Origin of the sequence: Prevotella sp. HMSC077E09, from assembly GCF_001814685.1 — a bacterium.
GTDB lineage: Bacteria > Bacteroidota > Bacteroidia > Bacteroidales > Bacteroidaceae > Prevotella > Prevotella oris.
Genome location: NZ_KV817567.1, coordinates 37,581 through 53,774 on the forward strand (window position 1 = coordinate 37,581; position 16,194 = coordinate 53,774).

The window sequence follows — 16,194 nt, forward strand, 5'->3', positions numbered from 1 at the left end:
AGCAATGAATATTGGTTTTATGGGTATCTGTATCCTCGTGATACTGCTGTGTGTCCCGGTATATCTGATTTATTTCTATAAGCTCAATCTGCAGCGCAAGTTTGCCTTGGCTTTGGCTAAAGTCGTGGGTTATTTGGCTTTGACTGGCATCATGTTGGAGTTTGTTTTCCGCATGAACAACATCGCACTGAATATCCTTTGGGTGGTGTTGTTGGCCTTGCTGACTTCGGTGGTGACGGTGAACAGGGCACGCTTGACCATGAAAAGCTATTTCATTCCGGCTTTCATTTCTACACTTGTCGTGACATTCGGCATCGGTGTTCTTGTGGTTCTGGCTGCTTTTTCGACCGAAAATCCCTTTGATGCACGCTATCTTATTCCCGTGACGGGCTTCATTCTTGGTGGCATTATGGAGAGCAATTGCAAGGCACTTGAAACCTATTATGCGGGTTTGAGAAATCATAACGCTCTTTTCTACTATCTTCTGGGTAATGGGGCAAGCCATAATCAGGCTGTAAGATATTTCGTGAAACGGGCTTTGGAACGTAGCATGATACCGTCATTGGGGCGCATGGCTTATATAATAATAGGTGTAACACCAATGGTGATATGGGCAATGTTGCTGGCAGGAAGCGATGTTTATTCGGCTGTTCTGATGCAGTTGCTGACGTTTGCAATGGTGTTGGCAGCCTCGCCTTTAGCCTTGTTACTGACTCTGATGCTTGCCAAACGCTACGCATTCGATGAATATGGCAAGCTGAAATCACAGGAAATGGTAAACAAGGCAGAAGCATGAAAAAGACTTTTCTGCTTGGTTTAGCTTTTCTGACGTTGCTCTTTGGGGCGTTAGGATGTGACTTTGCTAAGGGAGGGCACAAGCCTTTGATAGGCAGTATACGGCAGACGGTCGAAGCATGCGCAGTGAACGACACTGAAACCATTGTCAGAAAGAACATCAAGTACAAGGCCCCTGCAGGCGATGATCGGTTGCTGACACAGCTGGTTCCTAAGGGTATTCCACAACAGTTGTTGCGAAGAGTGGGCTATGTGGTGTCGTATAATCCAGAAACGCATATTCCAAATTGGGTGGCTTGGCAGCTGACGGAGTCGCATACTACCGGCCCTTACAAGCGCAAAGGCATTGAATTTCAGGAAGACAACGAGGCAGAAGGCGTGAAAGTAAACACGTTTGACTACAGTAGGAGTGGCTATGATCGCGGTCATATGTGTCCTTCGGGCGATAATAAGTGGGATAAGACGGCACAACAACAGTCATTTCTCATGACGAATATATGTCCGCAGAACCACAATCTGAATGCAGGTGACTGGAATGAAATGGAAAATCAGTGTCGCAAGTGGGCTAAACAGTATGGCCGTATCTATATCGTGGCAGGCCCAATCCTTTACAATCAGAAGCACAAAACTATCGGTAAGGCTAAGGTTGTGGTGCCGGAAGCATTCTTTAAAGTGGTGCTTTGTATGGAAGGGACACCCAAGGCGATAGGCTTCATCTATAAGAATGAGGCAGGAAACCGACCGAAAGGCGACTATGTGAATAGCATTGATGCGATAGAACGCATTACAGGTTTCGACTTCTTTCCTGCACTTGAAGATGCACTTGAAGCGAAAGTGGAGGCTGAAGCAAACCTTGCTGACTGGTAAAAAACGTTAAACAATAGGCGATTGACCTTACATCATGTAATAAAATGGCTATCTTTGTAGTCTCATTTTATGCATCGCATGAAGATAAAGGAAGTAATTGGTGCCCTTGAACAGTTCGCGCCTCTGCCTCTGCAGGCTGACTATGACAATGCCGGCCTACAGATTGGATTGACAGAAGCGGAAGTCTCAGGGGCTTTATTGTGTCTTGACGTGACCCCGAAAATCGTTGATGAGGCGGTTGCAAAAGGCTGTAATCTCATCGTTTCCCACCATCCGCTCATTTTTCACAAGTTGAATAGGATTGCCGATGAGAATGAAGTGCAGGTGACAGTGCGTAAGGCTATTGAGCAACATGTCGCTATTGTGTCTATGCATACGAATATAGACAGTGCACGAGGTGGCGTGAACTTCAAGATAGCTGAAAAGCTCGGACTGCACAATCTGCATTTCTTTGGTAAGCAGACTGTCGTTGACGGGGTTGAAGGAGGCGAAGGAGTTGTGGGCGAATTCATGGGAGAATTGGCAGCCGATGACCTTGTATTGTTGCTCAAAAAGCGTTTCGATGTGGAGTGTGTGCAGTGCAATCAGCTGCTGCGTAGGCCCATTCGGAGGGTTGCAGTCTGTGGTGGGGCGGGCTCATTCCTGCTTGATGATGCCATAGCTGCAGGTGCAGATGCTTTTATTACGGGCGAAATGCACTATCATGAGTACTTTGGTCACGACCAGGAAATACAGATTGCAGTCATTGGTCACTATCAGAGTGAACAGTTTACGAATGAAATTTTTAAATCAATCATAGAGGAACGGTGTGCTGGTGTGAGTTGTTATCTCACGGAATTGAACACTAATCCCATCATTTATTTATAAGAATTATGGCAAAGAAAGATCCTACAGATTTGTCAGTTGAGGAGAAGTTGAAGACCCTCTATCAGCTGCAGACAACATTGAGTAGCATTGATGAGAAGAAAGCATTGCGTGGAGAACTTCCTTTGGAGGTTCAAGATTTGGAAGATGAACTTGAAGGTTTGCACATCCGCGTAGAGAAAATTCAGAACGAAATCGCAGAGTTTCAGGATGCAGTTGCCCAGAAAAAGCACGAGATTACTGATGCTGAGGCCAGTGTAGAGCGCTATAAGAGCCAGCTTAACGATGTGAAGAACAATCGTGAGTATGACACCTTGACGAAAGAAATCGAGTTCCAGTCGCTGGAAATAGAGCTTTGTAACAAGAAGATTAAAGAGGCAGCGATTAAGATAGAGGAGTGTAAACGCGATCTTGAAAGTACACAACAGAGTATCAGTGAACGTGAAGAAGATCTCAATGAGAAGCGAGATGAGCTGGATGAGATTATGCAAGAGACCCGCGAAGAAGAGGATAAGCTGAAAGCAAAGGCTAAGGAACTCGAGACAAAGATAGAGCCTCGCCTGCTGACAAGCTTCAAACGAATTCGCAAGAATGCCCGTAATGGACTTGGTATTGTTTATGTTCAGCGTGATGCTTGTGGTGGTTGCTTTAACAAAATCCCTCCACAGCGCCAGTTAGACATAAAGATGCATAAGAAAATCATCGTTTGTGAGTACTGCGGTCGCATTATGATTGACCCGGAATTGGCTGGTGTAAAGACAGAAAAGTCTGCTGCAGAGGAGAAGCCGAAGCGTGCAAAACGAACAATTCGCAAGAAGAAAGAAGAGACAGAAACTGCTGAATGAGGCAGCAACTGTAATGGAAACAGGAAACTGAAAGATTGACAATCTTTCAGTTTTTTTTATATTTTGTCTGCTCATTTTTCTTTTTTTCTTATTAAATTTGCAGCCCATAAAAAGGAAAGTGATTGGTAGACAATCTGTAGATTGTATATAGGAATAACAATAATCAATAAAAAAAATAGCGAACAATGCCTAAGTATAATATTACAGAAAAGCGTGAACGGTCGGCCGTTTATCGCGTTCTGATGAGTTCAGAGGTAAAAGATGACCTGCAAGAGAGAATTAATCAAAAGATTATAATCGAGCAGAAGTATAGGGATAAAGACTACAGTGCAAAGCAATTGGCTGATGATTTGGGAACTAATGTGCGTTATGTTTCGGCTGTATGTGCCGAACGTTTCCACACAAACTATTGCGGATTGGTTAATGCACAGCGTGTAAATGAAGCCATGTCAATGCTTGTTGATACGCGATATCTTAAATTTCGCATTGAAGATATCGGAGAAATGGTTGGCTTTTCCAATCGACAGAGCTTCTATGGTGCTTTCTTCCGTTTCAAGAATATGACTCCCAGACAGTATCGTCAGAATTATATGGATAGTCATCCTGAATTGGCTAAGCCGAAAACTACACGCAATCGTTCGCGTAAAACAGCCTGAAAATTTGTTTAAGTGGGATTTTTAGCTTAACTTTGTGTCTTGATTGTACACAACGAAACAGATGAAAACAGTTAAGAAAATAGTTCTCACGGGCGGCCCTTGTGCAGGGAAAACGACGGCTTTGGTCAAGGTTATTGAACACTTTTCGAGCCTTGGCTATAAGGTTTTTACCATTCCAGAAGTGCCGACAATGTTCAGTCAGTCGGGTATGGACTATCTGACGACGAATAAAAAACTTTTTTATGAAGGCGAAAAGGCTACGTTGGAAGTACAGTTGGCGCTTGAGGATAAGTTCCAACGAATGGCTGAACAGTGTGAAGAACCGGCTGTGATTATCTGTGATCGCGGTGCAATGGATATCTCTGCCTATATGAGTTCCGAGATGTGGAACGCTATAACGAAAGATGTGGGAACGAGTACGAGCGAACTTCGCGACCACCGTTATGATGCGGTCTTACATTTGGTTTCGGCTGCAGATGGTGCAGAAAAGTTCTATATTACCAGCAATAACAAACAGCGTACAGAGGGTTTGGAGTTGGCCCGTGTGCTTGATAAGAAGGTGATTGAAGCCTGGACGGGACATCCGCACTTGCGAGTTATCAATAATCATGAGGACTTTAATAACAAGCTTCATCGTGTATTGAAGGAGATTTCGAATGTTCTGGGTATTCCACAACCAATCGTTGAAGAGCGAAAATACATTGTAGAACTGACCGGTGAGATACCAAACTGTATTGAAAGTGAAATCACCCAGACCTATTTAGTGGCTGAACCGGGGTGCGAAGTGCGCTTGCGCCGTCGTGGTTGGCAGGGCAAATACGTCTATGTGCATACGACAAAAAAGAATATTTCTGACACAGAACAGCTTGAAACAGAGCGTCAGATAAGCAAGAACCTCTATACATCGCTGTTGCAACAAGCCGATCCTTATCGGCAAAAAATACAGAAAACGCGCAAGAGTTTCATTTGGAAAGGGCAGTATTTTGAATTGGATAACTTCCAGAAGCCTGTCAGCGGACTGATGATTTTGGAAACAAAAGGCATTGCAGAAAAGGAGTCTGTGAACTTCCCTCCTTTCATTAAAGTGGTAAAAGACATTACAGGTGTGCAGCAATATTATAATTACAATATTGCTTTGAAAGGCTAAGAACAGCACTTTCAAAGCCAAAATGTCAGGGATGTTCCATCTTAAAGGCTGATTTCTTTCAAGAGATTGCCATTGAGATGGAATATTTTTATGGTTCCATTTTCGTATGTTCCAAGCGTCGGAGGATTTCCTCCTTTAGGAAATGTGACCGACCCTGTGTTGCAAATAACGGTGTTTTCTGTCCTCTCAAGCTCCCAAAGATGGGTGTGTCCATAGATAATTGCATCGAAATTACCTTTGGGGCGGTTCACCTTATTATATATATGACCATGCGTAAGCAATAGTTTCTTACCCTCATCTACCAGAAGCATGTAGTCTTGCAGGATAGGAAAGGAGAGCAACATCTGGTCGACTTCAGAGTCACAGTTGCCTCTTACGGCCACAATCTCATTGGCAATGGCATTCAGTTTTTCAGCAATGGCCTTGGGATTCAGGCCCTCCGGCAGTCCGTTTCGTGGGCCATAATTCAATATGTCGCCCATGATGCACATCATGTCGCAATGTTGTTGATGATAGAAATCAAGCACTTTCTCTAATGCCGGCAGTGAACCGTGAATGTCGGATACCAATAGATATTTCATGTTTTCAGCTTCGTTTGAATGTATTTTGTTATGGATGAATTCCAATGCAATATTCGGAATTTTCTCTGGAATACGCAAGTTTTGGAGACGAATAATGCGTAATAAGCATAATGCACATGGAAAACGGATTGTTTTTATCAGTTAGAATGGACTTCTATGAGGGGTGTTGAAGATGTAGTTTCTGTTATTTTAGCTTGTCATCTGCATCAAATGACACGCTGACTTGCATCAAGTGACACGCTAACTTGCGTCAAATGACACGCTGATCTGCGTCAAATCAGCACGTAATTCGACTTATATTGCAAGGCTGTCCGTAATGTGTTGAGGTGCAGGTTGATACAAGTTTCAGACTGATTTGTTGGATGAGGTATGTAGATTGCAAATTAATTAAATGATAATGTTTTACGTATTGCATGTTGATTAAATGTTTCCTGTTTTGAAAACAAAATTAAATCATATTATTTATAAAGTTTTCCAAAAATTTTTGTAATATATTGATAACTAATAACTTGACATTTATTAACACGCAAAAAGTTGTCCAAAATGATTAACTTATATATTTATATGCTATCTTTGCAAATGAATTTCAAACCATATTCACCTATAAAATAATGATACAGACCGTAGTAAAAAGAGACGGACGAATAGTCGGTTTCAACGAACAGAAAATCATGGCAGCCATCCGAAAGGCCATGATGCACACCGAAAAGGGTGAGGATGACGCACTCGTACAGAAGATTACAGACCACATTTGCATTCATGGCAAGAGTCAGATGACCGTGGAGAAAATTCAGGATTCCGTTGAAATGGAGCTTATGAAGAGTGCTCGAAAGGATGTAGCACAGAAGTATATTGCCTATCGCAATCAGCGAAGCATCGCACGAAAAGCCAAGACCCGTGACGTGTTTATGGAGATTGTGAACATCAAGAATAATGATGTGACACGCGAAAATGCCAATATGAATGCAGACACTCCGGCCGGAATGATGATGAAGTTTGCTTCGGAAACAACGAAACCTTTTGTGGATGATTATCTGTTGTCTGAAGATGTGCGTGATGCTGTGGCACATAATTACATTCATATTCACGACAAAGACTATTATCCGACAAAGAGTCTGACTTGCGTTCAGCATCCGTTGGATCATATTCTGGAGCATGGTTTCGTGGCCGGACACGGCTCTTCGCGACCTGCCAAGCGCATAGAAACGGCGGCAGTACTGGCTTGTATCTCTTTGGAAACCTGTCAGAATGAAATGCACGGCGGTCAGGCTATCCCTGCGTTCGACTTCTATTTGGCCCCCTATGTGCGCAGTTCATATATAGAAGATGTGAAAAACTTGGAGAAACTGACGGGACGTGATCTTGCTTCACTGTATCATAAGGAGTTCGATGACTTTATTCTGAAAGACCTTGATGGGCTTGAAGGTGACGAAAGACTTTGTCAGCACGCTATGAACAGGACCGTGAACCGCGTGCATCAAGCTATGGAAGCCTTCATTCACAACATGAATACCATTCACAGTAGGGGTGGAAATCAGGTGGTTTTCTCGTCAATCAACTATGGAACGGATACCTCGGCAGAGGGGCGTTGCATCATGCGTGAACTGCTGAAATCAACGTATGAGGGTGTAGGTAATGGTGAAACGGCTATTTTCCCGATACAGATATGGAAGAAAAAACGTGGTGTAAGCTATCTTCCTGAAGACCGAAACTATGATCTTTATCAGTTGGCCTGCAAGGTAACTGCACGCCGTTTCTTCCCGAATTTCTTAAATCTTGATGCGACATTCAACCGGAACAGCAACTGGAAAGCTGACGATCCGAAGCGCTATCTGTGGGAAGTTGCGACAATGGGATGCCGCACTCGCGTTTTTGAAAACCGTTTCGGTCCAAAGACAAGTGTGGCTCGTGGTAACCTTAGTTTTACGACAATCAACATCGTTAAGTTAGCTATTGAGTGCATGCAAATTGCTGATAAGGAAGAGCGTATCAATGCTTTCTTCGCCAAACTCGACAATATATTGGAGATAACAGCTAAGCAGTTAGACGACCGTTTCCAGTTCCAGAAGACTGCTTTTGCTAAGCAATTCCCGCTGTTGATGACGAAGTTGTGGATTGATTGCGATAAGCTTCAGCCTTCAGACACGATTGAAAGTGTGCTTAATCAAGGCACTCTCGGTATCGGTTTCATTGGTCTGGCCGAATGTCTGAAGGCTTTGATAGGCAAGCATCATGGTGAAAGCGAAGAAGCGCAGGCTTTAGGTTTGAGGATTGTAACGTATATGCGTGACCGTGTTAACGATTTCTCGGAGCGTTATCAGCATAATTACAGTGTGTTGGCAACGCCGGCTGAAGGACTGTCGGGCCGTTTCACAAAGTTCGACCGCAAGCGTTTCGGTGAGATAGAAGGCGTGACTGACCGTGAATATTACACCAATTCAAACCACGTTCCGGTATATTATAAGTGCTCGGCACTGCATAAGGCACAGGTGGAAGCGCCTTATCATGACCTTACACGTGGTGGACATATCTTCTATGTAGAGATTGATGGCGATGCAACGCATAATCCGGAGGTCATTGCTAACGTAGTAGATATGATGGATAAATACAACATTGGATATGGCAGTGTGAACCATAACCGCAACCGTTGTATGGATTGTGGCTATGAAAATTCGGATGCCAAGCTCGATGTCTGCCCTAAGTGTGGCAGCCGACATATAGATAGGTTGCAGCGCATCACAGGCTATTTAGTGGGAACAACAGACCGTTGGAACCAAGGAAAATTAGCCGAATTGAATGATCGCGTGACGCATGTTGATGGTGCTTGTAAGTAAGAATGATATCCCCTCCCTTGTCTGAAGGGAGGGGATTTTGCTGTATTTTTGTTTGGAAAATGGCTATGATAAGTGTTTTGAAAATAGTGCACGACACGATGGTTGACGGCCCGGGATTTCGCACATCTATTTATTGTGCAGGCTGCCCAAATGGCTGCCCAGGTTGTCATAACCCGCAGTCGTGGGATATTAAGAATGGAACGATGATGGAAACTGCCGAAATTATGCAGGAAATCACTAAGGATCCTTTTGCCAATGTGACCTTCACGGGGGGTGATCCGATGTTCCAACCGGAAGGTTTTCTGGCCTTGGCAAAGGCTATCAAGCATCAGACGAAGAAAACGATATGGTGTTATAGCGGCTTTGTTTTCGAAACATTGTTGAAGAGCCCGGCACAGCGTGAATTGCTTCAATACGTTGATGTGTTGGTTGATGGTCCTTTTATAGAGGCGCAGAAAGATACTGATTTGATTTTCAGAGGTAGCAGCAATCAGCGTCTGATTGATGTAAAGCGCTCGTTGGAAGAGGGCATGACCGTGCTGTTGGATTATCGCCCGTTGGAACTCGGCATGTGAAAAGCAGGGAAATAACGGCCAAGTAACTCTGCTTTTTGTAAATATTATATCCTGTTTTTAACACTTCTAAGCTTCTCCTTCTGTAGAAATAAAGAAGCAGAAATAGGGGAGTTACCTCATGATTTAATTGATTTTAGCATACAATATGGCGTGTAATGCATTGTAATTTGATGCAAATTACACGCTTTTTTGCGTCAGAATACGCGATGAAATGATGCAGATTACGCTGTAACTCCATACAGATTGCAATACTTTTTGTCGTGATTTTACTGCGAATATCAGCTTGAAAATTCATAACGTGCTGATTTTCAATAGTTTGTTAAATGCCTGAAATTTGAGCGAATTTGGAGTGAGGAAGATTTTCGTTTCAAATACGCAAATCTGATGAGAGCTATTGTAAAATTAGTTGAAGAAAATTAACATATAATTCGTTTCCTTATAGGAGTTGTCGAAAATAGATACGCTTTGTTGCAACATCTGTAGGAGGATGATGGTTTACCTAAAGGTTGTGATTGAAAGAAAGTTTTCTTTTTGTGGTATCATTGTGTCTGGATTTCGTTTTCGGTAGAAGCAGATCGTCTTGAAAAATTACCTGTTTAGAGGTTGATTTCCAATCAAATTTGTTGAATTTCTTGATAGTTTGGGATGTCCTCTAAATATAAATATTTTTGATAGTTATAATCCATTTTGCAGCAATAGTGTTGGAGACCGTTAGACACAATGAGATAGTCTACGTGGAGTAGCATATTGTAGACCGTGATTTGGTCAAACACTTTCTGTGTAATGGCAATATGGGGTGCCTTGTATTCAATGATGATACGCGGTTTCAGTTCACGTGAATAGAGTACGGTGTCTGCACGAAGATGCTTGTCGCCAATCTTGAGTTTCACTTCGTTTGCCAAAAGAGTTGCGGGGTAACCTTTGTGATTAATCAAAAAATGTACAAAGTGTTGGCGCACCCATTCTTCTGGAGTGAGAGCCACATACTTACGGCGTAAAATATCGAAAATCGTTGGCTTTGTGGGAGTGCGGGATAACTTTATTTCGTAATCGGGTAGGTTTAATGGAATCATTTTATTATTTTTGCAGAGAAAGAACGGGCTGTAGATAAGGGCTTTCTTATAATTACAAGCCTCTATTGCCTGTTTTTTGCAAAGATAAACAATAAAAATAAAATATCGGGATGCCTGAAAAGAAAAATACAGGAACATCGTATGAAACGATAATGCGTGACTTGAAAGCACGCAATTTTTCACCTATATATATATTGATGGGGGAAGAATCCTATTACATTGATAAGATTTCAGATTATATTGCAGATAATGTGCTGAAGCCGGAAGAGCGTGATTTCAATCAAACTATAGTGTTTGGCTCTGATGTTTCGGCCTCACAAATCGTGGATTCTGCCAAGGCTTTTCCAATGATGGCCGAGAAACGGGTTGTGATAGTGAAAGAATCACAGAACTTGAAAGGTACGGAACCTTTGGAGAAATATTTCAAAAATCCAGTTCCTTCCACGGTTCTTGTCTTTTGTCATAAGAATGGAAGTATTGATAAAAGAAAGAAGATTATTCCAGCTGCACAGGCAGGTGGCGCTGTGATTTTTGAGAGTAAGAAACTTTATGAGCGCGAATTGCCTGGATTTATTGAAACTTATTTGCGACAGCATCAAGCCACGGTAGAACAGAAAGCTGCCCAGATGATTGCCGATCATGTGGGAGCTGACTTGAACAGATTGACTTCTGAACTTGATAAGGTCTTGATTTCTTTGCCTGCATCTGACAGGAGGGTGACCCCTGATGTGGTTGAAAAGGAAATAGGAGTCAGTAAAGATTTCAATGCTTTTGAACTACGAAATGCAATCGTTCAGAGGGATATTTATAAGGCGAATTTAATTATAAAATATTTTGACAACAATCCCAAAGCAGGATCGTTGTTTTCATTTCTCCCAATGCTCTTTTCTTATTTCGAAAATCTGATGATAGCATTTTATTCGCCAAATAAAAACAATGAAAATGCTGTTGCAGAGTTCCTGGAATTGAGAAATGGGTGGGCTGCCAGAGACTATCTTACAGGGATGCGAAACTACTCGGGAATGAAAACGATGCAGATAATTTCTAAAATAAGAGAAATAGATGCCAAAAGTAAGGGTCTTGATAACCCAAATACACCTCCGGGAGAGTTAATGAAGGAGCTGATTTTCTTCATTTTGCACTAAACACACCCTTTTTCTACCTCTTTTTCCTCTAAAACGAGCACTCTTGAAGGGTGCTTTTTTTAGGCTTAAATCATTATAAATAAATGCTTTAACCTGTTTTTACCCCCTCTAAAACTCGCGTATTTTCAAAATATAAACCCCTCGTTCAGAATACGCGAGCTATGGCGTTTTTAGCCAATTTAAGCCCCCTTAAATTTAGAGTTAACTTTTATTTGCGTTTACAATGATAAACTTTACGATACTAAACAACAATAATTACACTGCATGTTTGTATATGTAAATGTTGTATTTATGTTTATATAAGCATATTCTTGTTCTTAGCTGCAATATACAAATGTGTATATTTAGATATAAAATCCTATATGCATATATATGTTTCGGATTATAATTTAACATAATAGCATTGATATCCAGTGATTTATACAGTTTTTTCAAATCAAATATCAATATAAACGCCTCGATTCTTATTTCTATATTGCATATCCATATAGATCTTGTTTAATACCAATAAATATCTATCTATAAACCAATAACTTTGCTATACTTCACTATATGAAGCATTATATAGCATTTTGACTTGTAAATTTAGTTTTGTATTTTATATAGTTGTTCTGCCACATGTGTATATGTAGAATTGTAAACTTTACAAATTAAAACATAAATTCTTTGGTTCTAAATTTAATATACAATTGTTGCGTATCTCATTTTTTTGTTTTACTTTTGTAAAATCAATGAAAATTAGGGTAAAGTTCCCTTTTTTGCATGTTATAAGCTTATGAAAGATAGAATTAAAATGATTATGGAGAGTCAACACATGACTCAGCAAACCTTTGCTCAGTTCATACAAATTTCCCCTGCTTCACTCAGCAGTATCTTCAATGGGAGAACCAAACCGACCTTGGCTATCGCTGAAGCTATTAAGGCGAAGATACCATCTTTGTCTACCGACTGGCTTTTGTTTGGTTCAGGATCCATGTATATGGGAGATAAATCTGCATCTGATTCCGGGACAACTGATAACACTTCAGTGCCTCAGGAAGGCTTGGTCGAATTTCCTGGAGCTTCTAACTCCTCCACTCCAACACTGTTTGATCAAGATGTTGTGCACGGTGTTGGAGCAACACTCAATAATACTAAGAAAATAACTACGAAAATAATTGACAATCATCAACGTAAAATTGTAGAGATAAGAGTCTTTTATGATGATAAGACTTGGGAGACTTTTGTTCCTCAAAAAGGTTAACTGTTTGTCGATTTAGTTTTTTTTCTTATCTTTGCATAAATCTAAATGCAAAAGCAAAGATGAAGAAATTCATTCATGATCTGACGGTTAAGTCAGTAGAGGCACTTAGTTCTAAGCACGTGCTTTTGAAGCTTACGTCTGATAGTCCTCTACCGACTATAACGCCAGGACAATTTGTCGAAGTCCGAGTTGATTATTCTCCGTCAACCTATCTTCGGCGTCCAATTTCAATAAACTTAGTAGATTATCAGCAAAATGAACTGTGGCTTCTCATTGCCATGATTGGTGATGGAACGCGACAGTTAGGAAAACTCCATGTCGGAGATACGCTGAATTGTCTTTATCCTTTGGGAAACGGTTTCACACTCCCTACGGATCCGAGTGAAAACATGCTGTTGGTTGGTGGCGGTGTGGGGGTAGCTCCACTGCTTCATTTAGGACATGAAATTAAAGAAAGAGGTGGAGAACCCTCTTTCCTGTTGGGTGCCCGCACTAAAGATGACCTGTTAGAGCTTGACCTGTTTCAGCAACTTGGGCATGTCTATGTGACGACTGAAGATGACAGTTTGGGCGAGAAAGGTTTTGTAACAGACCATTCAGTTCTCAAAAAAGAAAAGTTTTCGCGTATAGCTACCTGTGGGCCTAAGCCAATGATGATGAGTGTAGCGCGTTATGCACATGCAAGAGGCATCGAATGTGAGGTGTCTTTAGAGAATAAAATGGCGTGCGGATTGGGTGCTTGTCTATGTTGTGTTGAGAAGACAACAGAGGGTAATTTATGCGTCTGTAAAGAGGGACCGGTGTTAAATATTAAGAAGTTATTATGGCAGATCTAAATGTAAAAATAAATAACTTAAATTTCAAGAACCCTGTAATGACTGCTTCAGGGACCTTTGGGTACGGTCTGGAGTTTGCAGATCTTGTACCACTTGATGAACTTGGAGGCATTATCGTAAAGGGTACGACATTACTTCCGCGCGAAGGGAATGATTATCCTCGTATGGCCGAAACAGCCAGTGGGATGCTCAATTGTGTTGGATTGCAGAATAAAGGTGTCGATTATTTTTGTTCAAAGATCTATCCACAGATTAAGGATATTGACACGAACATGATTGTCAATGTGAGTGGAAACAGTGCTGAGTCGTATGCTGCATGTGCTCAAAGGATAGATGAACTCGATCGTATTCCTGCCATAGAATTGAATATCAGCTGTCCGAATGTGAAAGAAGGAGGTATGGCTTTCGGTGTGACCTGTGAGGGGGCAGCAAGCATTGTCAAGGCTGTCAGAGCCGTATATCACAAGACATTGATTGTGAAGCTCTCTCCGAATGTGACGGATATCGCTGCAATTGCCCGCGCTTGTGAAGCTGAAGGAGCTGATGCCGTCTCGTTAATCAATACCTTAATGGGTATGGCTGTGGATATTGAAAAGCGACAACCGCTGTTGAGCATCCGCACGGGAGGGTTGAGTGGTCCTGCCGTGAAGCCTGTAGCTTTGCGTATGGTTTACGATGTGGCCCATGCAGTAAAGATACCCGTGGTAGGCTTAGGAGGCATCAGCAGTGCAGAGGATGCGATTGAATTTCTGATGTGTGGTGCCACAGCTATAGAGATAGGAACTGCTAATTTTGTAGATCCTGCGATTACGAAAAAGGTGAAAGACGGAATAAATACCTGGCTTGATGCCCATGGTTGCACCAGTGTCAGGGATATTATTAGTGTCATTTGACCGTAATAATGGCGTACAATATGTGGCGTTCCAATAAAAAGCATTAACTTTGTAGAATAATCATATATAATAATAGGTATAATGGAAAATAAAATCAGCAAATATATTGCTGCTTCATACACGCTGTATGATGTGACAGATGGCAAGAAAGAAGTGATAGAACAGACCGTTGATGAACGTCCTTTCGATTTCCTGAGTGGCTTCGGTATCACTATTCCTGCATTCGAGGAGGCCTTGGTTAATCTTAACAAGGGCGAACATTTCGATTTCACGCTCACTCCCGACCAGGCTTATGGAGACCATAATCCGGAGCATGTGCTTGATCTTGACAAGTCAATCTTCTGTGTCAATGGTAAGTTTGACGATGAACATATTGTTGTAGATGCTGTCATTCCACTTCAAAACGAAGATGGGAACCGCTTCAACGGCCACGTACTTGCCATTTCAGAGGATAAGGTGAAGGTGGATCTCAATCATCCGTTGGCAGGCAAGACCTTGAATTTCGTTGGTGAGATTGCAGAAAACCGCGAGGCGACAAATGAGGAAATCTCCAAGTTTATGAATATGCTCAGCGGTGAAGGTGGTTGCAGTGGCTGCGGAGGTGGCTGTGGCGAAGGTGGTTGTGAAAGCGGCGGTGAAGGCTGTTGCGGTGGCAGCTGTGGTGGCGGTTGCCATGAATAGGATGAAAAAACAGGCATGATGAGAAACTCTTTTGGCAATATATTCACGCTCACTACCTTTGGTGAAAGTCACGGTGTGGCTGTGGGAGGCGTTGTTGATGGTATGCCTGCCGGCATAGCTATCGACATGGAGTTCATCCAGAACGAACTGAACCGCCGTCGACCGGGCCAGAGTAAAATTACTACAAGCCGTGCTGAACCGGACAAGGTAGAGTTTTTCAGTGGTGTCTTTGAGGGTAAATCCACGGGAACTCCAATCGGTTTTGCTGTCTACAACACTAATCAGCACTCGAAAGACTATGACAACATGCGTGATTTATTCCGCCCTTCGCATGCCGATTTCACGTATTATGCAAAATATGGGCTACGCGATCATCGTGGTGGTGGTCGCTCTTCGGCCCGCATCACCATAGCCCGCTGTGTGGCAGGAGCCTTGGCCAAGCTTGTGCTCCGCAAGCTGAATATCAGTGTCAGAGCTTATACTTCGCAAGTGGGAGACATTGCGCTTGACCACGATTACCGTCATTACGACCTCAACACCACAGAAGATAACATCGTTCGTTGCCCGGATCAGGAGATGGCTGCACGCATGGCAGCACTCATTGCACAGGTAAAAGCAGAAGGAGACACCATTGGTGGCGTCATCACTTGTGTTATTCAGGGTTGTCCTGTAGGACTCGGAGAACCGGAGTTCAGTAAACTTCATGCCCAGTTGGGAGCCGCCATGCTCGGTATCAACGCCGTGAAAGGCTTTGAATATGGTATGGGTTTTGCGGGAGTGGGACAGCGTGGCAGCACCATGAACGATGCTTTTGTGTCACATCATGGTCAGATTTCAACGGTAACCAATCATAGTGGAGGAATTCAAGGAGGCATTAGCAATGGCGAGGATATTTATTTTCGCGTTGCATTCAAGCCTGTGGCTACGCTTCTCATGCCACAACAGACCGTCGATATCCAAGGTCATTCTGCAACGATAGATGTCCGTGGGCGTCATGACCCCTGCGTATTGCCGCGAGCTGTCCCTGTTGTTGAAGCTATGGCTGCTATGGTAATATTAGACAATTATCTTCTGAATTTGACCACAAAAGTATAAAAAGAGTAATTTTTTTTACTTATTTTATACTTGGGTAGTTTCAACTACCAAATGCGAATTTACT

16 protein-coding genes are annotated in these 16,194 nt (G+C 42.3%); 14 read left to right on the plus strand and 2 right to left on the minus strand.

Annotated features, from left to right (window positions below):
- The first annotated feature begins 4 nt into the window (after positions 1–4).
- The 6 genes from HMPREF2983_RS07505 to HMPREF2983_RS07530 all read left to right on the plus strand — a co-directional run bounded on the left by HMPREF2983_RS07505 (position 5) and on the right by HMPREF2983_RS07530 (position 5,174).
- Positions 5–796: an ABC transporter permease gene (locus HMPREF2983_RS07505; protein WP_070667589.1), complete on the plus strand. Its 792-nt coding sequence runs from the start codon at positions 5–7 to the stop codon at positions 794–796.
- The gene (locus tag HMPREF2983_RS07510; protein WP_070667590.1) at positions 793–1,662 is read left to right on the plus strand and encodes a DNA/RNA non-specific endonuclease; all 870 of its coding nucleotides are present in this window, start codon (positions 793–795) and stop codon (positions 1,660–1,662) included. Before HMPREF2983_RS07505 ends, HMPREF2983_RS07510 begins: the two co-directional genes overlap by 4 nt.
- Positions 1,663–1,740: 78 nt before the next feature.
- Entirely contained in the window at positions 1,741–2,529 is a 789-nt protein-coding gene (locus tag HMPREF2983_RS07515) for a Nif3-like dinuclear metal center hexameric protein (RefSeq protein WP_070667599.1), read from the plus strand.
- A gap of 5 nt (positions 2,530–2,534) precedes the next feature.
- The gene (locus HMPREF2983_RS07520; RefSeq protein ID WP_004375578.1) at positions 2,535–3,371 is read left to right on the plus strand and encodes a zinc ribbon domain-containing protein; all 837 of its coding nucleotides are present in this window, start codon (positions 2,535–2,537) and stop codon (positions 3,369–3,371) included.
- 185 nt (positions 3,372–3,556) lie between these two features.
- Positions 3,557–4,027 carry a helix-turn-helix domain-containing protein gene (locus HMPREF2983_RS07525; RefSeq protein ID WP_004375577.1) on the plus strand — a complete coding sequence of 157 codons (471 nt, stop codon included), beginning with the start codon at positions 3,557–3,559 and terminating at the stop codon, positions 4,025–4,027.
- A gap of 61 nt (positions 4,028–4,088) precedes the next feature.
- A complete protein-coding gene (locus tag HMPREF2983_RS07530; protein WP_004375575.1) occupies positions 4,089–5,174 on the plus strand; it encodes an AAA family ATPase in 1,086 nt (361 codons plus the stop codon).
- Positions 5,175–5,215: 41 nt separating this feature from the next.
- On the opposite strand, the gene yfcE is transcribed toward HMPREF2983_RS07530, so the two are convergent.
- The gene (gene yfcE, locus HMPREF2983_RS07535; protein ID WP_036891075.1) at positions 5,216–5,755 is read right to left on the minus strand and encodes a phosphodiesterase; all 540 of its coding nucleotides are present in this window, start codon (positions 5,753–5,755) and stop codon (positions 5,216–5,218) included.
- Positions 5,756–6,366: 611 nt separating this feature from the next.
- Here yfcE and HMPREF2983_RS07540 point away from each other — a divergent pair.
- Together HMPREF2983_RS07540 and nrdG are read left to right on the plus strand one after the other, a co-directional pair.
- Positions 6,367–8,589 (plus strand): anaerobic ribonucleoside triphosphate reductase, encoded by a 2,223-nt coding sequence (locus HMPREF2983_RS07540; protein WP_070667591.1) that lies wholly within the window; start codon positions 6,367–6,369, stop codon positions 8,587–8,589.
- A gap of 65 nt (positions 8,590–8,654) precedes the next feature.
- Complete coding sequence (gene nrdG, locus HMPREF2983_RS07545) at positions 8,655–9,164, plus strand: anaerobic ribonucleoside-triphosphate reductase activating protein (RefSeq protein WP_210400368.1); 510 nt, start codon at positions 8,655–8,657, stop codon at positions 9,162–9,164.
- A gap of 614 nt (positions 9,165–9,778) precedes the next feature.
- Here the strand turns inward: nrdG and HMPREF2983_RS07550 are convergent.
- Positions 9,779–10,237 carry a type I restriction enzyme HsdR N-terminal domain-containing protein gene (locus HMPREF2983_RS07550; RefSeq protein ID WP_070667600.1) on the minus strand — a complete coding sequence of 153 codons (459 nt, stop codon included), beginning with the start codon at positions 10,235–10,237 and terminating at the stop codon, positions 9,779–9,781.
- A gap of 110 nt (positions 10,238–10,347) precedes the next feature.
- On the opposite strand from HMPREF2983_RS07550, the gene holA reads away from it, so the two are divergent.
- The 6 genes from holA (at position 10,348) to aroC (ending at position 16,130) form a co-directional block, all read left to right on the plus strand.
- Complete coding sequence (gene holA, locus HMPREF2983_RS07555; RefSeq protein WP_004377792.1) at positions 10,348–11,382, plus strand: DNA polymerase III subunit delta; 1,035 nt, start codon at positions 10,348–10,350, stop codon at positions 11,380–11,382.
- A gap of 775 nt (positions 11,383–12,157) precedes the next feature.
- Positions 12,158–12,625: a helix-turn-helix domain-containing protein gene (locus tag HMPREF2983_RS07560; protein ID WP_004377794.1), complete on the plus strand. Its 468-nt coding sequence runs from the start codon at positions 12,158–12,160 to the stop codon at positions 12,623–12,625.
- A 59-nt stretch (positions 12,626–12,684) separates the two neighbouring features.
- The gene (locus HMPREF2983_RS07565; protein WP_070667593.1) at positions 12,685–13,461 is read left to right on the plus strand and encodes a dihydroorotate dehydrogenase electron transfer subunit; all 777 of its coding nucleotides are present in this window, start codon (positions 12,685–12,687) and stop codon (positions 13,459–13,461) included.
- Positions 13,449–14,354 carry a dihydroorotate dehydrogenase gene (locus HMPREF2983_RS07570; RefSeq protein ID WP_070667594.1) on the plus strand — a complete coding sequence of 302 codons (906 nt, stop codon included), beginning with the start codon at positions 13,449–13,451 and terminating at the stop codon, positions 14,352–14,354. Before HMPREF2983_RS07565 ends, HMPREF2983_RS07570 begins: the two co-directional genes overlap by 13 nt.
- Before the next feature lie 81 nt (positions 14,355–14,435).
- A complete protein-coding gene (locus HMPREF2983_RS07575) occupies positions 14,436–15,035 on the plus strand; it encodes an FKBP-type peptidyl-prolyl cis-trans isomerase (protein WP_070667595.1) in 600 nt (199 codons plus the stop codon).
- Positions 15,036–15,050: 15 nt separating this feature from the next.
- The gene (gene aroC, locus HMPREF2983_RS07580) at positions 15,051–16,130 is read left to right on the plus strand and encodes a chorismate synthase (RefSeq protein ID WP_070667596.1); all 1,080 of its coding nucleotides are present in this window, start codon (positions 15,051–15,053) and stop codon (positions 16,128–16,130) included.
- Positions 16,131–16,194: the final 64 nt, after the last annotated feature.

Bases quoted from the DNA above. Each gene is read 5' to 3' on its own strand.
- HMPREF2983_RS07570 (WP_070667594.1), top strand. From the start codon at position 13,449: ATGGCAGATCTAAATGTAAAAATAAATAACTTAAATTTCAAGAACCCT.
- HMPREF2983_RS07515 (WP_070667599.1), top strand. From the start codon at position 1,741: ATGAAGATAAAGGAAGTAATTGGTGCCCTTGAACAGTTCGCGCCTCTG.
- HMPREF2983_RS07560 (WP_004377794.1), top strand. From the start codon at position 12,158: ATGAAAGATAGAATTAAAATGATTATGGAGAGTCAACACATGACTCAG.
- yfcE (WP_036891075.1), bottom strand. From the start codon at position 5,755: ATGAAATATCTATTGGTATCCGACATTCACGGTTCACTGCCGGCATTA.
- aroC (WP_070667596.1), top strand. From the start codon at position 15,051: ATGATGAGAAACTCTTTTGGCAATATATTCACGCTCACTACCTTTGGT.
- nrdG (WP_210400368.1), top strand. From the start codon at position 8,655: ATGATAAGTGTTTTGAAAATAGTGCACGACACGATGGTTGACGGCCCG.
- HMPREF2983_RS07550 (WP_070667600.1), bottom strand. From the start codon at position 10,237: ATGATTCCATTAAACCTACCCGATTACGAAATAAAGTTATCCCGCACT.
- HMPREF2983_RS07520 (WP_004375578.1), top strand. From the start codon at position 2,535: ATGGCAAAGAAAGATCCTACAGATTTGTCAGTTGAGGAGAAGTTGAAG.
- HMPREF2983_RS07565 (WP_070667593.1), top strand. From the start codon at position 12,685: ATGAAGAAATTCATTCATGATCTGACGGTTAAGTCAGTAGAGGCACTT.
- holA (WP_004377792.1), top strand. From the start codon at position 10,348: ATGCCTGAAAAGAAAAATACAGGAACATCGTATGAAACGATAATGCGT.
- HMPREF2983_RS07505 (WP_070667589.1), top strand. From the start codon at position 5: ATGAATATTGGTTTTATGGGTATCTGTATCCTCGTGATACTGCTGTGT.
- HMPREF2983_RS07540 (WP_070667591.1), top strand. From the start codon at position 6,367: ATGATACAGACCGTAGTAAAAAGAGACGGACGAATAGTCGGTTTCAAC.
- HMPREF2983_RS07510 (WP_070667590.1), top strand. From the start codon at position 793: ATGAAAAAGACTTTTCTGCTTGGTTTAGCTTTTCTGACGTTGCTCTTT.
- HMPREF2983_RS07575 (WP_070667595.1), top strand. From the start codon at position 14,436: ATGGAAAATAAAATCAGCAAATATATTGCTGCTTCATACACGCTGTAT.
- HMPREF2983_RS07530 (WP_004375575.1), top strand. From the start codon at position 4,089: ATGAAAACAGTTAAGAAAATAGTTCTCACGGGCGGCCCTTGTGCAGGG.
- HMPREF2983_RS07525 (WP_004375577.1), top strand. From the start codon at position 3,557: ATGCCTAAGTATAATATTACAGAAAAGCGTGAACGGTCGGCCGTTTAT.